The 17,816-nt window shown below is 65.1% G+C and carries 14 protein-coding genes; 5 read left to right on the top strand and 9 right to left on the bottom strand.

From position 1 onward, the window contains the following. Window positions 1–3: 3 nt before the first annotated feature. From M2331_RS06430 to M2331_RS06420, 3 genes are all read right to left on the bottom strand, one after another. Window positions 4–2,352 carry a PAS-domain containing protein gene (locus M2331_RS06430; protein ID WP_413716082.1) on the bottom strand — a complete coding sequence of 783 codons (2,349 nt, stop codon included), beginning with the start codon at window positions 2,350–2,352 and terminating at the stop codon, window positions 4–6. Between the two features lie 92 nt (window positions 2,353–2,444). After that, window positions 2,445–3,491, bottom strand: a complete 1,047-nt coding sequence (locus M2331_RS06425; RefSeq protein ID WP_181559509.1) for a 2-oxoacid:ferredoxin oxidoreductase subunit beta — start codon at window positions 3,489–3,491, stop codon at window positions 2,445–2,447. Beyond that, window positions 3,488–5,359 (bottom strand): 2-oxoacid:acceptor oxidoreductase subunit alpha, encoded by a 1,872-nt coding sequence (locus M2331_RS06420; RefSeq protein ID WP_181559508.1) that lies wholly within the window; start codon window positions 5,357–5,359, stop codon window positions 3,488–3,490. The genes M2331_RS06425 and M2331_RS06420 overlap by 4 nt, the downstream gene beginning before the upstream one ends. A 158-nt stretch (window positions 5,360–5,517) precedes the next feature. Here M2331_RS06420 and M2331_RS06415 point away from each other — a divergent pair, with 158 nt between their 5' ends. The 4 genes from M2331_RS06415 (at window position 5,518) to M2331_RS06400 (ending at window position 7,481) form a co-directional block, all read left to right on the top strand. Further along, window positions 5,518–6,003: an RNA pyrophosphohydrolase gene (locus M2331_RS06415; RefSeq protein ID WP_181559507.1), complete on the top strand. Its 486-nt coding sequence runs from the start codon at window positions 5,518–5,520 to the stop codon at window positions 6,001–6,003. A gap of 141 nt (window positions 6,004–6,144) precedes the next feature. After that, on the top strand, window positions 6,145–6,366 hold the full coding sequence (locus tag M2331_RS06410) for a hypothetical protein (RefSeq protein WP_181559506.1): 222 nt from the start codon (window positions 6,145–6,147) through the stop codon (window positions 6,364–6,366). A gap of 96 nt (window positions 6,367–6,462) precedes the next feature. Then, entirely contained in the window at window positions 6,463–6,891 is a 429-nt protein-coding gene (locus M2331_RS06405) for a ketosteroid isomerase-related protein (RefSeq protein ID WP_181559505.1), read from the top strand. Next, window positions 6,888–7,481, top strand: a complete 594-nt coding sequence (locus M2331_RS06400; protein ID WP_181559504.1) for a GNAT family N-acetyltransferase — start codon at window positions 6,888–6,890, stop codon at window positions 7,479–7,481. The genes M2331_RS06405 and M2331_RS06400 overlap by 4 nt, the downstream gene beginning before the upstream one ends. A 2-nt stretch (window positions 7,482–7,483) precedes the next feature. On the opposite strand, the gene M2331_RS06395 is transcribed toward M2331_RS06400, so the two are convergent. Beyond that, window positions 7,484–10,054: a TonB-dependent receptor gene (locus tag M2331_RS06395; RefSeq protein ID WP_181559503.1), complete on the bottom strand. Its 2,571-nt coding sequence runs from the start codon at window positions 10,052–10,054 to the stop codon at window positions 7,484–7,486. Window positions 10,055–10,245: 191 nt separating this feature from the next. Here M2331_RS06395 and M2331_RS06390 point away from each other — a divergent pair, with 191 nt between their 5' ends. Then, window positions 10,246–10,740 carry a nuclear transport factor 2 family protein gene (locus M2331_RS06390; RefSeq protein ID WP_181559502.1) on the top strand — a complete coding sequence of 165 codons (495 nt, stop codon included), beginning with the start codon at window positions 10,246–10,248 and terminating at the stop codon, window positions 10,738–10,740. 9 nt (window positions 10,741–10,749) lie between these two features. Here the strand turns inward: M2331_RS06390 and M2331_RS06385 are convergent, their stop codons facing one another. From M2331_RS06385 to M2331_RS06365, 5 genes are all read right to left on the bottom strand, one after another. Then, window positions 10,750–11,484, bottom strand: a complete 735-nt coding sequence (locus M2331_RS06385) for a 3'(2'),5'-bisphosphate nucleotidase CysQ (RefSeq protein ID WP_181559501.1) — start codon at window positions 11,482–11,484, stop codon at window positions 10,750–10,752. Beyond that, window positions 11,481–13,415, bottom strand: a complete 1,935-nt coding sequence (gene cysN / locus M2331_RS06380; RefSeq protein WP_181559500.1) for a sulfate adenylyltransferase subunit CysN — start codon at window positions 13,413–13,415, stop codon at window positions 11,481–11,483. Before cysN ends, M2331_RS06385 begins: the two co-directional genes overlap by 4 nt. After that, window positions 13,415–14,320: a sulfate adenylyltransferase subunit CysD gene (gene cysD / locus M2331_RS06375; protein WP_181559499.1), complete on the bottom strand. Its 906-nt coding sequence runs from the start codon at window positions 14,318–14,320 to the stop codon at window positions 13,415–13,417. The genes cysN and cysD overlap by 1 nt, the downstream gene beginning before the upstream one ends. Window positions 14,321–14,495: 175 nt before the next feature. Then, window positions 14,496–17,081 carry a type I DNA topoisomerase gene (gene topA, locus M2331_RS06370; RefSeq protein WP_181559498.1) on the bottom strand — a complete coding sequence of 862 codons (2,586 nt, stop codon included), beginning with the start codon at window positions 17,079–17,081 and terminating at the stop codon, window positions 14,496–14,498. 73 nt (window positions 17,082–17,154) lie between these two features. Further along, a complete protein-coding gene (locus tag M2331_RS06365; RefSeq protein WP_181559497.1) occupies window positions 17,155–17,784 on the bottom strand; it encodes a DedA family protein in 630 nt (209 codons plus the stop codon). Between the last annotated feature and the right edge of the window lie 32 nt (window positions 17,785–17,816).

Raw genomic sequence — 17,816 nt, 5'->3', positions numbered from 1 at the left:
CCGTCATTCTCCACGCGGCAGAGTGAGCGTGACGCTGGTCCCCTGCCCCGGCTCGGAGACGAGATCGACGCTGCCCCCATGCGCTTCCACGAACTGGCGCACCAACGGCAATCCCAACCCCTGATTGGCACCATCGCCATGGCGCCCGAACCGCACGAAAACATCGAACAGATGCGCCTGTGTCTTGGCATCGATGCCCGGGCCGTCATCGGACACGATGATGCGCACCACGTCCGGCGCGGGCTGCACATGCACAAGCACGCGCCCGCCCCGGCTCACGAAACTCACGCCATTATCCACCACATGGGCGAGAGCCTGCCGCAACCGGCGCTCGTCGCCCGACACGGTGCCCGGCTCCTGCTCGAACGACATGTCGACCGTCACGTCGCGCGAGTCCGCCTTGTCGCTCAGGCCCTCGACCACCTGCCGCACCATCGCGGCCACATCGATATCGCGCCTCTCGATAGGCAAGCCGCCCGCTGCACCCTGAGTCAGGTCCAGCACATTATCGATCAGCCGCGTCAGCCGCGTCGTTGCCGTCATGATGGCATTCACATAATCGCGCGACTGGGCGCTCAATTCGCCCGCATAGCCGGCTTCCATCATCTCGGCGAAGCCGACGATCGAGGTGAGCGGCGTGCGCAACTCGTAGCTCATGTTGGAGACAAACGCGGTCTTCACCCGGTCCGCATCCTCCAGCGCCTCATTGCGGTCCCGCAGGGCCTGCTCGATGTGGCGGCTGTCGGTGGTGTCGAGCATGGTGAACAGCGCGTTGCCGTCCGGCAGCGGGATGGCCGCGAACTCGAAGAAGCGCCCGTCGGCAAAGGCGATGCGTCCGCCCCGCTGGCGGCGCTCCATCGTCGCCGCGCGGATGAGTTGATGGACAAGGCCTGCCTGTTCGGGTCGCGCCAGGCGATCCGCCAGCGCCGACATGAGTTCATCGACGCGCGGATGCGCCGCCATGGTTGTGTCGGGCACCGACCAGATCTTGGTGAAGCGGCTGTTCCACAGATGCAGACGACCGTCGGAGGCGAACACGGCAATCGCCTCGAACAGATTGTCGAGCGTGGCCGTGCGCACCCGCAGCAGCGTATCGCGCGCCGAGGCCAGCTGGACATGCTCGGTACGGTCCTCGAAGATGACCAGCAGGCCGCCATCGGGCAGCGGCTGGGCGTAGACGCGCAGATGCACGCCATCACGCAGACGCCACTGCTCCTCATGCGCGGAGGGCGAGAGGAACCAGTTGCGGCGCTCCTGCCGCCATGCGCGAAAATCCGGCGTGTCGGGCACCTGCCCGCTGTCCCGCATGGCATCCAGTACCCGGTCGAAATGGGTGTCAAACGCCGCCGTCTCCGGCGTCAGGCCGAACAGGCTGAGGAAGGGCTGATTGCAGAACTGCAGCAGTTGATTGGCACCGAACTGGACGACGCCGGCCGACAGCCTGTCCAGCATGTCCCGGTTCGCCTGCGAGAGGTGGCGCAGCTCGGCCCGCACCTCTTCCAGCTCCTGCATGTCGATGGCGTAACCTGCAACGCCCGAGGGGCCAAGCGGGACATCGACGACCTTCATCAACCGGCGCTTGCCATCGATGGTGACCGGCAGCATCCGGGCGGTCGGGGCCTTGCGCGCGGCGGCATTGGCAGCGGATGCGCGCGGGGAAATGCCGTCGACCGCTTCGACAAGCTCAATGCCCTGCTCGATCACATCCTGCGCGGACTTTCCGTCCACGGCCTTCACATAGGCGCTGTTGACCAGGCTGATCTGATGATCGGCGCCGCGATGCCAGACCGGCATGGGCGCCGCCTCGATCACACCCGAGAGCGCATCGAGGGCCTGGCGATACTGCCCGACCTGCCCGCGCAGCTCCTGGATCTGCGCGAAGCTGTCGGTCGCGTCGAAGACCCAGAGCACGACCGTGCCGGCCTTGCCGAGCCGCGTGCCGACAGGGCCGCCGCGCACCAGCAGCATCCGGTCCGACCCGTTGACCCGCACCGGTAGCGTGAAGGGGCGGCCGCCCTGCTGCGCCGCTGCAATTTCGGTGCCGAGCGCGCGGGCATGATCGGGCTCCAGGCCGCCATCAGCCTCCAGCAGCGCATCAAGGTCGGTGGGCGCCGTCTCACGGCCGAGCCATGCGGCCAGCCTGTCCGGCGCATCCAGCTTGCCATCGGGGCGAATGAGCAAGGGTACCGCGGGCGCGGAATTCAGCAGATCGACCAGTTGCGCGGCGTGCGTGCGCGCCAGCGCCGCCTTGCGCCGCATCGAGAGGCCGTTGAACAGCGCCCAGACCGCCAGCACCAGCCACACGGCCAGCACGGCACCCACGATCAGCGGAAAGAACGGGACATTGGCAATCACGGGAGTGGATTACGGGCCAATCCACCCTGAGACAAGGTCGGCTTGCGCCTTCTTTGGCGTGGGCCGGATAAGAAAAGGAACCGGCGCCCTCAGAGCGCCGGGCCGTCCTTCGTCACCGTCCAGGTCTGGCCCTGGCTCACCAGCTTCTGCAGGTCCGGCGTCTTACCCTTGGCCAGCAGGGCATTCTGCTCCACCACGGCCTGCTCGAAGCTCGCCTTGGGGGCATCGTAGAGCACGCCCAGCGCCATCGGGAACAGGCCGAAGGGCATTTCCACCAGCATATGCGCAACGGCGCGGTTGGTGACGTCATGGACGATCACGCCGGCTGCCTGCCAGTCCCCATCGACCACATCCACGACCTTGAGCGTCAGCGCGTCACGGTCGAGTGCGATGCCCTTAGCGCCCTTATCGAAGAGCAGCGGCTTGCCATGCTCTACCCAGAGCTGGCCGACATCGGCATTCTTCTTCTCGGTGAAGTCGGCGAACACATCCTTGTTGTACACGATGCAGTTCTGGAAAATTTCGACGAACGCCGCGCCCTTGTGCTCATAGGCGGCCTTGAGCACGTCCGGCAGCTGCTTGGACACGTCATAGGCCCGCGCGATGAACCGGGCACCCGAGCCGAGCGCGAAGGCGCAGGGCCGCGCCGGATGGTCGACCGAACCGAAGGGCGTGGATGGGCTCTTGGTCCCCTCCCGGCTGGTCGGCGAATATTGCCCCTTGGTGAGGCCGTAGATCTCGTTGTTGAACAGCAGGATCTGGCAATCGAGGTTGCGACGCAGAATGTGCATCGTGTGATTGCCGCCGATCGAGAGCCCGTCGCCGTCGCCGGTGACGATCCATACGTCCAGCTCGGGATTGGCCAGCTTCACGCCGGTCGCCACCGCCGGCGCGCGGCCGTGGATGGTGTGGAAGCCGTAGCTCTCGACATAATAAGGAAAGCGCGAGGAGCAGCCGATGCCCGAGACAAACACGGTGTTCTTGGGGTCCGCGCCCAGCTGCGGCAGCGTGCGCTGCACGGCCTTCAGGATGGCGTAGTCACCGCAACCCGGGCACCAGCGCACCTCCTGATCGGTCTCCCAGTCCTTGAGGCTGGTCTCGACGCGCAGCTTGGTCAATGTGGTCATGTCGTTCATGCGAGCATCCCCTCGATGGCCGCCTCGATCTCCGCGATGCGGAAAGGCTGGCCCGAGATCTTGTTGAGCGGGCGGGCATCCAGCAGATACTGGTCGCGCAGCACGGTCTTGAGCTGGCCAGTGTTCATCTCCGGCACGAGGATCTTCTCGTAGCCAGCGAGCAGCTCGCCCAGATTTTCCGGCAGCGGCCAGATATGGCGGATGTGGATGTGCGATACATCCAGCCCCTTGCGCCGGGCGCGCCGGACCGCCTGATGGATCGGGCCGTAGGTCGAGCCCCAGCCGACGACGACGAGCTTGCCGCTCTCCTCGCCCAGCGACGCCTCCTGCCGCACGCCCTTGGCGATGCCCAGCACCTTGTCGCGGCGCAGTTCGGTCATCGCCTGGTGATTGGCCGGGGCGTAGTTGATGTGACCGGTGTTCACTTCCTTCTCGATGCCGCCGATGCGGTGCATGAGATCGGGCGTGCCCGGCTTGATCCACGGCCGTGCCAGCTTCTCATTGCGGGCATAAGGCTTGAGACCGCCTTCCGGCACCGTATCGAGGAACTTGACGGCGAACGGCGTGTAGCCGCTCATATCCGGCACTTTCCACGGCTCGGCCGCATTGGCTATATAGCCATCGGTCAGCAGCATCACCGGCGTCATATATTCGATGGCGATCCGGCAGGCCTCGATGGCGCAATCGAACGCATCGGCGGGCGAGCGGGCGGCAATGACCGGCATCGGCGCATCGCCATTGCGGCCATAGACGGCCTGATAGAGGTCGGATTGCTCGGTCTTGGTCGGCAGGCCCGTGGACGGACCGCCACGCTGTGAGTTCACGATCACCAGCGGCAGCTCGGTCATGATCGCGAGGCCCATCGCCTCGCCCTTCAGCGCGATACCGGGGCCGGACGAGCTGGTGACGCCCAGCGAACCGGCATAGCTCGCGCCAATCGCGCTCGCGATCGCGGCAATCTCGTCCTCGGCCTGGAACGTCGTCACGCGATATTCCTTGAGGCGCGAGAGATGATGCAGGATCGAGCTGGCCGGCGTGATGGGGTAGCCGCCGAAGAACATCGGCAGGCTGGCCAGCTGCGCACCGGCCACGAGGCCGAGCGAGATCGCCTCGGCGCCCGTCACCGTGCGGTACAGCCCCTCGGGGGCCGGCGCCGGGGCGACATGGAGCTGCTTGAGCGGCGCGGCCAGCTCAGCGGTCTCGCCATAGGCGTGACCGGCATTGAGCGCGGCGATGTTGGCATCGGCAATTTCCGGTGCCTTGGCGAACTTGGCCTTGAGCCAGTCGATGATCGGCTGGCGGCTGCGGTCGAACATCCACAACGCCAGGCCCAGCGTCCACATGTTCTTGGAGCGCAGCGCTTCCTTGTTGCCAAGGCCGAAGGGCTTCACGCTTTCCAACGTGAGCGCGGAAATATCGAACGCCAGCACCTGCCAGCGCGCCAGCGAGCCATCCTCCAGGGGATTGCTCTCATATTTCGCCTTGGCAAGATTGCGCTCGTTGAACTCGCCGGTGTCGGCGATGATGAGGCCGCCCGGCTTCAAATCCACGACATTGGTCTTGAGCGCGGCCGGGTTCATCGCGATCAGGATATCGGGCGCATCGCCGGCCGTCGTGATCTCGGACGAGCCGAAATTGATCTGGAACGCCGAAACGCCGAACAACGTGCCCTGCGGCGCGCGGATTTCCGCCGGAAAATCGGGGAAGGTCGCAAGGTCATTGCCTGCCAGCGCGGTAGACAGGGTGAACTGCCCGCCGGTGAGCTGCATGCCATCGCCACTGTCTCCGGCAAAACGGACGACAACGGCTTCGGGCGCAGCCTCTTCGCTGCTGTGAATTATGGTCGATGTGGGTGCGGCAGATGCCATGCTCAGACTCTAGTAATGCAGTGGTTGCATCGCCCCTAGTCCGTCGAGCCCAGCCGAGCAAAGTAGAAAAGCTGCGCGCGACAGAGCATTGCCTTTTTCTCTCCGGCTTGCCATCGCGGCCGTGAACATATTTTAACGGATGAAATCGCGACCTCGTCATGACCAAGATCGACCCCGCCTCTCTCCCCTATCGCCCCTGCGTCGGCATCATGCTGGCCAACCGTCAGGGCGAGGTGTTCGTAGGTCAGCGACTCGATTCCAAGGAAGGCGACGCCTGGCAGATGCCGCAGGGCGGCATCGACAAGGGCGAGACGGCAGAGCAGGCACTGCTGCGCGAACTGGGCGAGGAAACCGGCATTGCGGCCGATCTCGTCGACATCATCGCCCGCTCGACCGAAGAGCATCTTTACGATCTGCCCGAAGAGCTGATGGGCCGGCTGTGGGGCGGCAAATATCGCGGTCAGACGCAACGCTGGTTCCTGCTGCGCTTCAAGGGCGAGGATAGCGATATCGACATTGCCACCGAGCATCAGGAGTTCATGGCGTGGCAGTGGGTCACGTCCGACCGGCTGGTGGATCTGATCGTGCCGTTCAAGCGCCCGGTCTATCGCGCCGTCGTGCAGGAATTTGCGCACCTGCTCTAAAAATCGGGGCCGGCAGGCACGCCGGCACCGTCCCATCCTGAAACAACTGCAGCACGCGCCCGCCGCCTGCGATTGCGCATGGTTAACGCGATCCTTACCTTTGCATCTCGCCCTTCGGACTCGCGATGCACAGGACCAGAGATGCGCAAGATCGCCCGCCTCTTCACCATTCGCACCAAGTTCGAGGCCTATCTCGCGATCTTCGGCGTCGCGATGGGCGCGACCGCGCGGGGCGCCCATTATCTCGAGGTCTATCCCGGCTTTCCGGGCTATCTGCTCTACGCCAGCTGCTGCAGCGCGGTGATGATCGTGGGCGGCTTGATGATCGATGGCGTGACCCTCAAGCAGACTTATTGCCACTGACGCCAAGGCGCACCCAGTTCGGCCATGTCTTGCGCTCGATTGTTGAACCGTGAATAGGTTTGCGATCCGCCTCCCATGGATCACGAAAGACCTGCGATGACCTCAGCAAGCCAGACCCGCGCCCTCCTCGCGCGCTATTATGACGCCTTCAATGCCGGCGATGCCGAGACCATGCTGGCCTGCCTCGCCGACGATGTGGTGCATGATATCAATCAGGGCGAACGGGAATTCGGCAAGGACGCCTTCCGCGCCTTTCTAGGCCGGATGGACCGCGCCTATCGCGAGCGCCTCGCCGACATCGCGCTGATGGTGAATGAGGATGGCAGTCGCGCTGCGGCGGAATTCGTGGTCCATGGTGAATATCTGGTCGGCGAGGACGGCCTGCCTCCCGCGCATGGCCAAAGCTATGTGCTGCCGGCTGCGGCCTTCTTCGAGGTGCGCGATAATCTGATCCGCCGCGTCACCGTCTATTATAATCTCGCCGACTGGATCGCGCAGGTCAGCCGGGAAGACGCGCCAGCGTGAGCAACCTGACCGTCGAGACGCTACGGGACCGCGAGGCACGCCATGCCGCCATCGACGATCTCGCCCGCCTGCGCATCACCGTCTTTCGCGAATGGCCCTATCTCTATGACGGCTCGGTCGATTACGAGCAGCGCTATCTGAGCGCGTTTCTCGACGGCGCCGATGCGGCTTTGATCATCGCACGGGATGGCAGCGCCATCATCGGCGCCGCCACCGCCTCGCCCATGAATGGGCAGGACGAACCGCTGCAGGCACCATTCCGCGCACAGGGCATCGAGGTGGATCGGCTCTTCTACTTCGGCGAGTCCGTGCTGCTCGATGCCTATCGTGGCCACGGCCTTGGCCACGCCTTTTTCGATGCGCGCGAAGCCGCCGCACGCGAGGCCGGCGCGACGGCGACCTGCTTTTGCGGCGTCATTCGCTCTGCCGATCATCCGCTCCGCCCCGCTGAGGCCCGCGACCTTGGCCCATTCTGGCGCAAGCGGGGCTATCAGCCGCTGGAGCGCATCATGGCGGAATATCGCTGGAAGGACATCGACCAGACGGACGAGACCAGCCACCCGATGCAGTTCTGGTCCCGCGACCTGTAATCCTAGAACAGCTTGCGGAAGCTCAACCGGACGGTGCGGCCCAGAGGATCGATGAAGGCAGGCCGATAGGCGAAGGGCACTGCGCCATTGCCATCCGTGACACGCTGGCGCGCATCGAAGACGTTGTCGACGCCAAGCTGGAGCCGCGCACCGCGCAGGAATGAGGCTTTCTCGATCAGGCCGGGCATCTGATTGAAGTTCACGAACGCCCGCACGTCCACCTTGGCCAGCGCTCCGAACCGAAGCTGGCTGGCCGGTAGCCCTGCGGTGCCGTTCACGCGCGAGGGGCTGCGCCAGCTGCCGGTCAGCCGCAGACCATAGCCGCTCTGCGAAACACCGGTGCGCAGCTCGATCAGATGCCGCGACGGCCCGCTGGTGTCGCCCAGCGTATCGCCATCCAGCAGATCGAGCACGGGCAGGCTCGGCGCCAATTGCGTGGTGTTGGTCAGCGCCCACTCGTGATGGATGGAGAAGTCGACGCGTCCGCCGCCGCCACCGCCTGCACCGCCCCGTCCACCGGGACCAACGGGACCAAAGCCGCCCGGCCGGGGACCGGGTGCATCGCCCGGAGGGGGTCCATCCGCGCCGGGTGGCGTCTCGGCTCCGGCCTGTCCGCCCCTGCCCGGCCGATCCGCACCGCCCGTTTCCCCGCGCGCGGCCCGCTCGGCCTGCCGCCGCTGGAACGCAGCCCGCATGGCATCGATCTGGCTCTGCGGGGTGGCAAGGCGTTTGCTGAAGCTGAAACCCCAGCGGAGCACTTGCCGCGTCTGCTCGGCGATGTTGATCGGGCGCAGGTCTACCTGCGTGAGGCGGCCGCTTTCATCGCGCAGAAAACGCTCCGGGAAAGCGCCGATGGTGTCCGCCGTCACGCCCGGAAAGGCCGACACGCCACCCTCGGTCGCGCGATGATTGTAGGATATGTCGAACCGCAGGCGCGGCTCGCGCAGAACCGAGATGTCCGCCCCGAGCCGGAACGTCTTCACCCGCGCCTTGTCGAGATTGGGATTGCCGCCGGTGATCGTCGTCACCAGCACGGATTCGCCGCGCGCGAAATCGAAGATGGGCACGAAGGGCGTGAAGGTCTGCGCATCGCCGATCTGAGCCACCGTCGCGGCGGAGTCTTCATCGCTGTAACCGGCCGAGAGGGACAGGAAGCCGAGAGGCGACCAGTTGAGACCCAGCCCGAAGTTCCGCAACGTGCCGGCATCCGAATAATGATCAAGCCCGAGCGTGGCATTGGCGGACATGCGCCCGATGCCCGAGGAGGCGGGCATAAGGGGAATATCAACGGTGAGCGACCCGGTCGCGCTGTCCCGCCCAAGCTCGCGAACCGAGGGGATCAGATCGCGCTCGCGCATATTCTCGATCCGCGTGAGCGCGCCGCCCAGCTTCATCGTGGCCATGACCTCACCGGCCGGCAGCCTGAACAGCGGCCGGTTATGGATGAAGGTGACATCCGCCGTGTCCGAGGTGCTGCGTGTGAGGTCCGCAGCGGGCGCGTTGAGAAAGGCGGCATCGATCGGCAGGCTGGGGTCGGCCGCCGGATCGCCGGCCGCCAGCGCGTCAGCATAATCTGACAAATCGAACGGGCGGCCGGTGATGACGCGGCTCTCGGCGCGCGCATAATTGGCGGTCAGCGTCCATTGCCCCGTGCTGCGCTCGGCATTGACCGTGAGGCCGACCGTGCCCGTCTGGCTCTTGGAGGCGCGCCCCAGAGCGCTGGCGCCCGCCAGCTGCGGGTAGAACAGCACATCGTCCGCGCCCGGCGCATAAGGCGTTCCGGCGGGAATCGTCACGCCCGGCAGGGTAAGGCCAACGAGGCTGTCCCGCCGATTGGTGACCAGCTCGCCGCTCAGTGTCGCCTTGGTGCGTTCGCCCAGGGGACGGCTATAGCTGGCATTGAGCGTGAGCGTCTCCTGCGCGGCCTGTAGACTGCGCGCCGGGCTCTCTGCACGGTCCAGCCCGCGATCGCTCTCCAGAATCGGATCGACGCTCTCATGCTCGGCACTGATGTTCACCCGCTGGCTGTTGCGGATCAGGAAAAGGCCGCCCTCCAGCTCCAGCGAAGCGCCATTGCCAGCGGTCGGTACCCGGCCGTCGACCTCGGCCGTGACCGCGCGGAAGCGCTGGCGCAGGACGATGTTCATCACCTTCTGGTCGGCGCCGTAACCATAGCGAAGCCCAACTTCTTCCGGCAGGATATCGATCCGCGCGATGGCTTCGGCCGGCAGGCGGGCGATCTCGCGGAAACCGGAAATGCGGTGCCCTTCAAGCAACGTCACCGGCGGCTTCCCGCTCGCGCTCTGCAGCTCAGGACCGAGTTCGGTCAGCAGGTCGCTGATCGTGCTGACGCCCAGGGCCCGGATGTCCGCAGGGCGCAGCTGCAACTCAGGGGTGGCATTGCCGATGACCGCGCCCCGCTCGCGCTGACCGCTCACCACGATCTCCTCGATATCCGTCCCCACGCCCTCATCGAGGTGGGTATCCGCTTCTTGCGCTCCCGCTGCGGGCATCAGGGCAAAGGACGAGGTCGCCAGGAACAGTGCGGCGGCAGTGCGTCGGTTGGCGGGCATAGAAACCTTCAGAACGAGGGAGAGCCGAGGCTCGACCGGATGAGGATGGCAAACAGCGAAACGGCTTCATTTCTGGCGTGTCCGCCAAGACCGCATTGCAAAATGCCGCCGCCGCCTTCAATCCTGCAATTTGTACTAAAATGTCACCCCGTCCGTGGCGGGGATGGCACACATAAGAGGAGAGGCGCGCAATGACTTTGCCGATCGAAGACAGGCTCGGCCTGCAGGATCTTATCGCCAATTATAGCTGGGCGCTGGATACCGGCGATGTCGATGGGCTGGTCGCCTGCTTCACGCCCGATGCGCGCATGGTGGAAGAGGTCTTCGAAGATCCCGACATCTGGGAGGGCCATGAAGGCATTCGCGGCATTGCCGAGCATTATCGCAATGCGCCGGGCTTTCCGGGCCGGCAGCATCATGTCACCCAGACGCAGTTCATGCCGCAGCCGGACGGATCGGTAAAGATGCGTTCCTTCGCCTTCGTAACCGAATGCGAGGGCGAGCCGCCTTATCTGCTGCGCTTTGCCGGCTGGTATGATGACCATGCCGTCAAGGGCGCGGACGGGGGCTGGCTGTTCCATCGCCGCACCGTGCGCCTTTGGGATGGCGAAGTGTTGAAGAACTTCCCCGGCAAGGGCGAATGGGTGCCCCGCAAGCGCCCGGAATCGCTGATCATCAAGCGGTAAGCCCGCCCGTCACCCCGCCTTCGCGCCGACCAGGGCCAGCACCCGGTCGGCATAGTCGGGGCGGCAGATCAGCAGATCGGGCATGTAAACATCGGCCTGGTTGTAGCGCAGCGGCGTCCCGTCGATGCGCGAGCAATGCAGGCCATGAGCGAGCGCGACAGCGACCGGTGCGCAACTGTCCCACTCATATTGGCCGCCGCTGTGCAGGTAGATATCCGCCGCGCCGCGCACGACAGCCATGGCCTTGGCGCCGGCCGAGCCCATCGGGACCAGTTCGGCACCCAGCGCCTGCGCGACCGACAGCGCCTCGGGCGCCGGGCGAGTGCGGCTGACGACCATGCGGGGCGTCGCAGGTGCCGGCGGCACGGCGATCGGCCGGTCCGAGCGCATCACCAGCCCCATGTCCGGCAGGGCGACGGCGCCAAGGGTCGCCACGCCATCCACGGCGAGCGCGACATGGACCGCCCAGTCCGCCCGCGCCTCGCCATATTCGCGCGTGCCATCGACCGGATCGACGATCCAGACCCGGGACTTGGCGAGCCGATCCTTTGTGTCGCGGCTCTCTTCGGAGAGCAGGCCGTCGTCGGGTCTCTCGCGTCCGAGGACCTGGCACAGATAGGCATTGGCGAGCGCATCGCCCTCATTGCCCAGCGCCTTTCCGTCGAAGCGCGCTTCATCCCGCAAGGCGAGCAGCCGCCGGCCCGCTTCCTCCGCGAGGTGCGCGGCCAGCTCTGCGTCCGTCACAGATCCGGGCTCCACACGCCCACGATGCGCTCGACGATGAGGTCCGCCGCCTGCTCGGGCGTGAGGGCCTGGGTGTCGATGCGGATTTCCGGCTTCTCGGGCGCTTCATAGGGGCTGTCGATGCCGGTGAAGTTCTTCAGCTCCCCGGCCCGCGCCTTCTTGTAGAGGCCCTTGACGTCCCGGCGCTCCGCCTCGGCCAACGGGGTGTCGACGAACACCTCGATGAACTCGCCCGCCGGCAACATCGCGCGGACCATGTCCCGCTCGGCGCGGAAGGGCGAGATGAAGGCGGTGATCACGATCAGCCCGGCATCGGCCATCAGCTTGGTCACCTCACCGACACGGCGGATATTCTCGATCCGGTCGGCCTCGGTAAAGCCCAGATCCTTGTTCAGGCCATGGCGGACATTGTCGCCATCGAGCAGGAAGCTGTGGCGGCCCAGCGCGAACAGCTTCTTCTCGACGATGTTGGCGATGGTCGACTTGCCCGAGCCGGACAGGCCGGTGAACCACAGCACCGCAGGCTGCTGGCCCTTCTGCGCCGCATGGGCCTCGCGGCTGACATCCATCGCCTGCCAGTGGACATTCTGCGCCCGCCGCAGTGAGAAGTTCAGCATGCCCGCCGCGACGGTGGAATTGGTGATCTTGTCGATGAGGATGAAGCCGCCCAGCGTGCGGTTCTCGGCATAAGGCTCGAACACGATAGCCTTGTCGGTCGTCAGTTCGGCAACGCCGATGGCATTCAGCTCCAGAGTCTTGGCTGCGAGATGCTCCATGGTGTTGACGTTGACGACATATTTGGGCGGCTGGACCGTCGCGGAGACAGTCTGCGTGCCGATCTTGAGCCAATAGGCCCGGCCCGGAATCAGGGCATCGTCGGACATCCACACGACGGTGGATTCGAACTGATCGGCCGCCTGCGGCGGGTTTTCGGCGGACGCGATCACATCGCCACGCGAGCAGTCGACCTCATCGGCAAAGCAGAGCGTCACCGACTGGCCGGCAACGGCTTCGTCCAGATCGCCATCCAGCGTGACGATACGCGTGACGGTGCTGGTCTTGCCCGAGGGGAGCACGCGGATGGCATCACCCGGCTTGATCGCGCCGCTGGCGACCAGGCCCGAGAAACCGCGGAAATCCAGGTTCGGCCGATTGACCCATTGCACTGGCATACGGAACGGGCGGGCCTGATCCGCGCTGTTATCAACCTCGACCGTCTCCAGATAATCGACCAGGGTCGGCCCCTGATACCAGGGCGTGTTGGCCGAGAGGGTCGTGATGTTGTCGCCCTTGAAGCCCGAGATCGGCATAGGCACGAACTGCTCGATGCCGATTTCCTTGGCGAAAGCGGCATAATCCGCCACGATCTTATCGAACACGGCGCGGTCGTAGCCGACCAGATCCATCTTGTTCACAGCGAGCACGATGTGGCGGATGCCGACCAGCTTGGCGAGATAGCTATGCCGCCGGGTCTGGGTCAGCACGCCCTTACGCGCGTCGATGAGGATCACGGCAAGATCCGCCGTGGAGGCTCCCGTCACCATGTTCCGGGTATATTGCTCGTGACCCGGCGTATCGGCGACGATGAACTTGCGCTTTTCTGTCGTGAAGAAGCGATAGGCGACGTCGATGGTGATGCCCTGCTCGCGCTCGGCGGCGAGACCATCGACCAGCAGCGCGAAGTCGATCTCCTGCCCCTGCGTGCCGACGCGCTTGCTGTCCGCCTCCAGCGCGGCAAGCTGATCCTCGAAGATCATCTTGCTGTCATACAGCAGGCGCCCGATCAGGGTCGACTTGCCGTCGTCCACGCTGCCGCAGGTGATGAAGCGCAGCAGCGACTTGTGCTGATGCTGCTCCAGATAAGCATCGATATCCTGCGCGATGAGGGCATCGGTCTGGTAGACCGGCGTCTCGAGGGTGGCGTCGGCCATCAGAAATAGCCCTCCTGCTTCTTCTTCTCCATGCTGGCGGCACCGCCATCCTTGTCGATGATGCGGCCCTGCCGCTCGCTGGTGGTGGTGAGCAGCATTTCCTGGATGACCTCGGACAGCGTGCTCGCCTCGCTTTCGACCGCGCCGGTGAGCGGATAGCAGCCCAATGTGCGGAAGCGGATCGAGCGCATCACTGGCTCCTCGCCGGGGCGCAGCGGAAAGCGCTCGTCGTCCACCATCAGCAGCATCCCGTCACGCTCGACGGTCGGGCGCGGCTGCGCGAAGTAGAGCGGCACGATGGGGATGCGATTGAGCTGAATATATTGCCAGATGTCCAGCTCGGTCCAGTTGCTGATCGGGAAGACGCGGATGCTCTCGCCCTTGGCCTTCTTCGCATTGTAGAGGTTCCACAACTCCGGGCGCTGGTTCTTGGGGTCCCAGCCATGGCTGGCGGTGCGGAAAGAGAAGATGCGCTCCTTGGCGCGGCTCTTCTCCTCATCGCGGCGCGCGCCGCCGAATGCGACGTCGAAGCCGTAGAGATTGAGCGCCTGCTTGAGGCCCTCGGTCTTCCACATGTCCGTGTGCAGCGGGCCATGATCGAACGGGTTGATGCCCCGCTCCTTGGCCTCGGGATTCTGGTAGACGAGCAGTTCCATGCCGCTTTCTTCCGCCATGCGGTTGCGCAGCTCGTACATCGCCTTGAACTTCCATGTCGTATCGACATGGAGCAGCGGAAAGGGCGGCGGCGCGGGATAGAAGGCCTTGCGCGCCAGATGCAGCATCACCGCGCTGTCCTTGCCCACCGAGTAGAGCATCACCGGCTTTTCCGCCTCGGCCGCCACCTCACGCATGATGTGGATGCTCTCGGCTTCGAGGCGTTCGAGATGCGTGAGCGTACGGGTCATGGAAAGTCCTGGACTGGATGGGCCGGTGGCATTGTCGATCAATCTTGGCCGATTAATCTGGTCCCGCTGCTAGCCCAGCACCAGAGGTGGTGCAGCAAGCTTTTCCTACGATCCGCCACAGTTTGGCTTGGGCAGTCGCGCCTGGGTCTGCGACTGCCCCGTGGGAAGCGGGCCCTTAAGCCTCTTCTGCCGCCTTCTTCTTGGCCGGTGCCTTCTTCGCGGCAGGCTTCTTGGCTGCGGCCTTTTTGGCTGGCGCCTTGGCGGTCGCGGCCTTCTTCTTGGCCGGTGCCTTCTTGCCCTTCTTCTTGGCCGGCGCGGCAGCCGCGCGCGCATCGATAAGCTGAGCCGCTTCCTCCAGCGTCAGCGCATCCGGCGCGACGCTCTTGGGCAGCGTCGCGTTGGTGGTGCCATCGGTAACATAGGGGCCATAGCGGCCTTCCATCAGCTTGATCTCGGCCTCTGTGCGGGGATGTGCGCCCAGCACCTTGAGTGGCTCGGCGGCCTTGCGGGCGCCGCCGCGATTGGCGGCATCGGCCAGCTTCGCAACGGCGGCATTCATGCCCGTCTCGAAAATCTCGACCGTCGAGCCCAGCCGGGCATATTTGCCCTCATGCGCTAGATAGGGGCCATAGCGCCCGAGGCTGGCGACGATCGGCTTGCCGGTTTCGGGATGATCGCCAATCGTGCGCGGCAGCGAGAGCAGCTTGACCGCCCAGTCGAGCGTCAGTTCGCCATCCGGCAGATCCTTGGGGATCGAGGCGCGCTTGGCCTCCTTACCATTGCCCATTTCGACATAAGGCCCGAAGCGACCCGACTTGCGCAGGATAGGCTCACCGGTCTCGGGATGCTTGCCAAGCTCCTCGGGCCCGGTGTCTTCCTCGCCGCTGCCTCCAGGCTGGCCGAATTTGCGGGTGAACTTGCACTCGGGATAATTGGAGCAGGCGATGAATGCTCCGAAGCGCCCGCCGCGTAGCGACAGGCGCCCGTCCGCACACAGCGGACAGGCGCGCGGATCGCTGCCGTCGGCCCTCTCCGGGAAGAGCATCGGCGCGAGAAATTCGTCCAGCTCCGCGGTGATCTCGGACGGCTTGCGATCCATGATCTCGACCGTCTTGGGCTTGAAGTCTCGCCAGAAGGCTTCCAGCACCGCCTGCCACTGGGCCCGGCCGCCGGAAATCTCGTCCAGCTCATCTTCAAGACCGGCGGTGAACTCATAGGCCACGTAGCGCTCGAAGAAGCGCTCGAGGAAGGCCGTCAGCAGCCGCCCGCTCTCCTCGGCAAAAAACCGGTTCTTCTCGACACGGACATAATCGCGATCCTTGAGCGTCTGGATCGTCGAGGCGTAAGTGGACGGGCGCCCGATGCCCAGTTCCTCCAGGCGCTTGACCAGGCTCGCCTCGCTGTAGCGCGGCGGCGGCTGGGTGAAGTGCTGCTCGGCGCGCACATCGCGCTTGGCCGGCTGGTCGCCTGCGGACATGGCAGGCAGCAGCTTGCCGTCCTCATCCGCCACATCGTCGCGGCCTTCCTCGTACAGGGCCAGGAAGCCGGGGAACAGCACGACCTGCCCGGTCGCCCGCAACGCGTGCTGGCCGGTGCCGTCGGTGAACTCGACCGCCGTGCGCTCCAGCCGCGCCGAGGCCATCTGGCTCGCCAGCGCGCGCTTGAAGATCAGATCATAGAGCTTGGCATGAACGCCCGAACCCACGCTCTCGCGCGTGAACTCGGTCGGGCGGATCGCCTCGTGCGCTTCCTGCGCGTTCTTGGCCTTGGTCTGGTACATGCGCGGCTTGTCCGGCAGATAGCCGCCGTCATAGCGGTCCGCGATGGCCTTGCGCGCGGCGGAAATGGCACTGCCATCCATCTGCACGCCGTCGGTCCGCATATAGGTGATCGCGCCGTCTTCGTAGAGTTGCTGGGCAACGCGCATGGTTTCGTTGGCTGAGAGACCAAGCTTGCGCGCGGCCTCCTGCTGCAACGTGGAGGTGGTGAAGGGCGGCGGTGGATTGCGGGTGGCCGGCTTGGTCTCGACCGAGGCGACCGTGAAGCGCCCGGCCTCCACATCAGCCTTGGCAGCCTTGGCATCGCCTTCCTTGCCGATGGTCAGACGGTCGATCTTCTCGCCGCGCCAGCGCACCAACCGCGCCTCGAAGCTCTGCCCGGCCTGCTCCAGATCGGCGGTGACGGACCAATATTCCTGCGGCGTGAACGCCTCGATCTCGCGCTCACGCTCGACGATAATGCGCAGCGCGACCGACTGGACGCGCCCGGCAGACTTGGCGCCGGGCAGCTTGCGCCACAGCACCGGCGAGAGCGTGAAGCCGACCAGATAATCCAGCGCGCGACGGGCGCGATAGGCATCGATCAAATCTTCATCGAGGGCGCGCGGCGCCTTCATGGCCTCCGTCACGGCGGCCTTGGTGATGGCATTGAACGTCACGCGATCGACCAGCTTGGGCAGCGCCTTCTTATTGCGCAGCACCTCCTGCACATGCCAGCTGATCGCCTCCCCCTCGCGATCAGGGTCAGTCGCGAGGATCAGACGGTCGGCCTTCTTGGCCTCGTCGGTAATCGCCTTGAGCTGACGGGCCTTGTCGCCGTAATTTTCCCAGGCCATCGAGAAACCATCGTCCGGATCGACCGAGCCGTCCTTGGCCGGCAAATCTCGAACATGGCCGTAGGAGGCCAATACCCGGAAGTCGCCTCCCAGATATTTTTCGATGGTCTTGGCCTTGGCCGGTGATTCGACGATGACGAGTTGCATAGAGTTCCGCTAACGATCCTTACGTGTACGCGCGAGTCTGGAAACGGCTCGGCCGCAACGTCAAGCGAAATGCTTACCCGCCGACATCGGGCTTGTCGGCTGCCACATGCCGACGGTGCCACGTCGCCTGCCGCCAGATATAGATCAGCACGATCAACAGGACGATGCCCGTCGACAGCGGCCCGAGGAACTGCTCGATGTTGCTGAACCGCCGCCCGAGCACCCAGCCGGCAATCGCCAGGCCGGAGCTCCATGCCGCAGTGCCGACTGTCGACCACACGAAAAAGCGGACCAGCCGCATCCGCAGAACGCCGGCGGGAATGGAAATGACCGAGCGAATGGTCGGGAGGACCCGGCCGATCATCACGATCGGCCCACCGAAACGGTGAAAAAGGCCCTGCGCGCGCTCGACTTCGGGCCAGTCGAGCGTCAGCCAGCGGCCATATCGCTCGATGAGGGGGCGGAAGCGATGCAGGCCGATCATCCGCGCTAGCGCATACCAGAACAGATTGCCGACCATCGCGCCCGCCGTGCCGGCCAGGATCACACCGCCCAGCCCCATGCCACCCCGCGCGGCAAGCACGCCCGCGACCGGCATGATCACCTCCGATGGGATTGGGGGGAACACGGTCTCCAGAAGCATGAGCAGGAACACGCCGAACAGGCCGGTGCTCTCCACGATATCAAACACCCAATCCTGCATTGAAAACTCCAGTCCAGCGCGCGTTAGCGTTA

Origin of the sequence: Sphingobium sp. B10D7B (assembly GCF_025961955.1) — a bacterium.
Taxonomy (GTDB): domain Bacteria; phylum Pseudomonadota; class Alphaproteobacteria; order Sphingomonadales; family Sphingomonadaceae; genus Sphingobium.
Note: the sequence above shows the minus strand (reverse complement) of the source record. Positions and strands in the feature narration are given on the sequence as shown.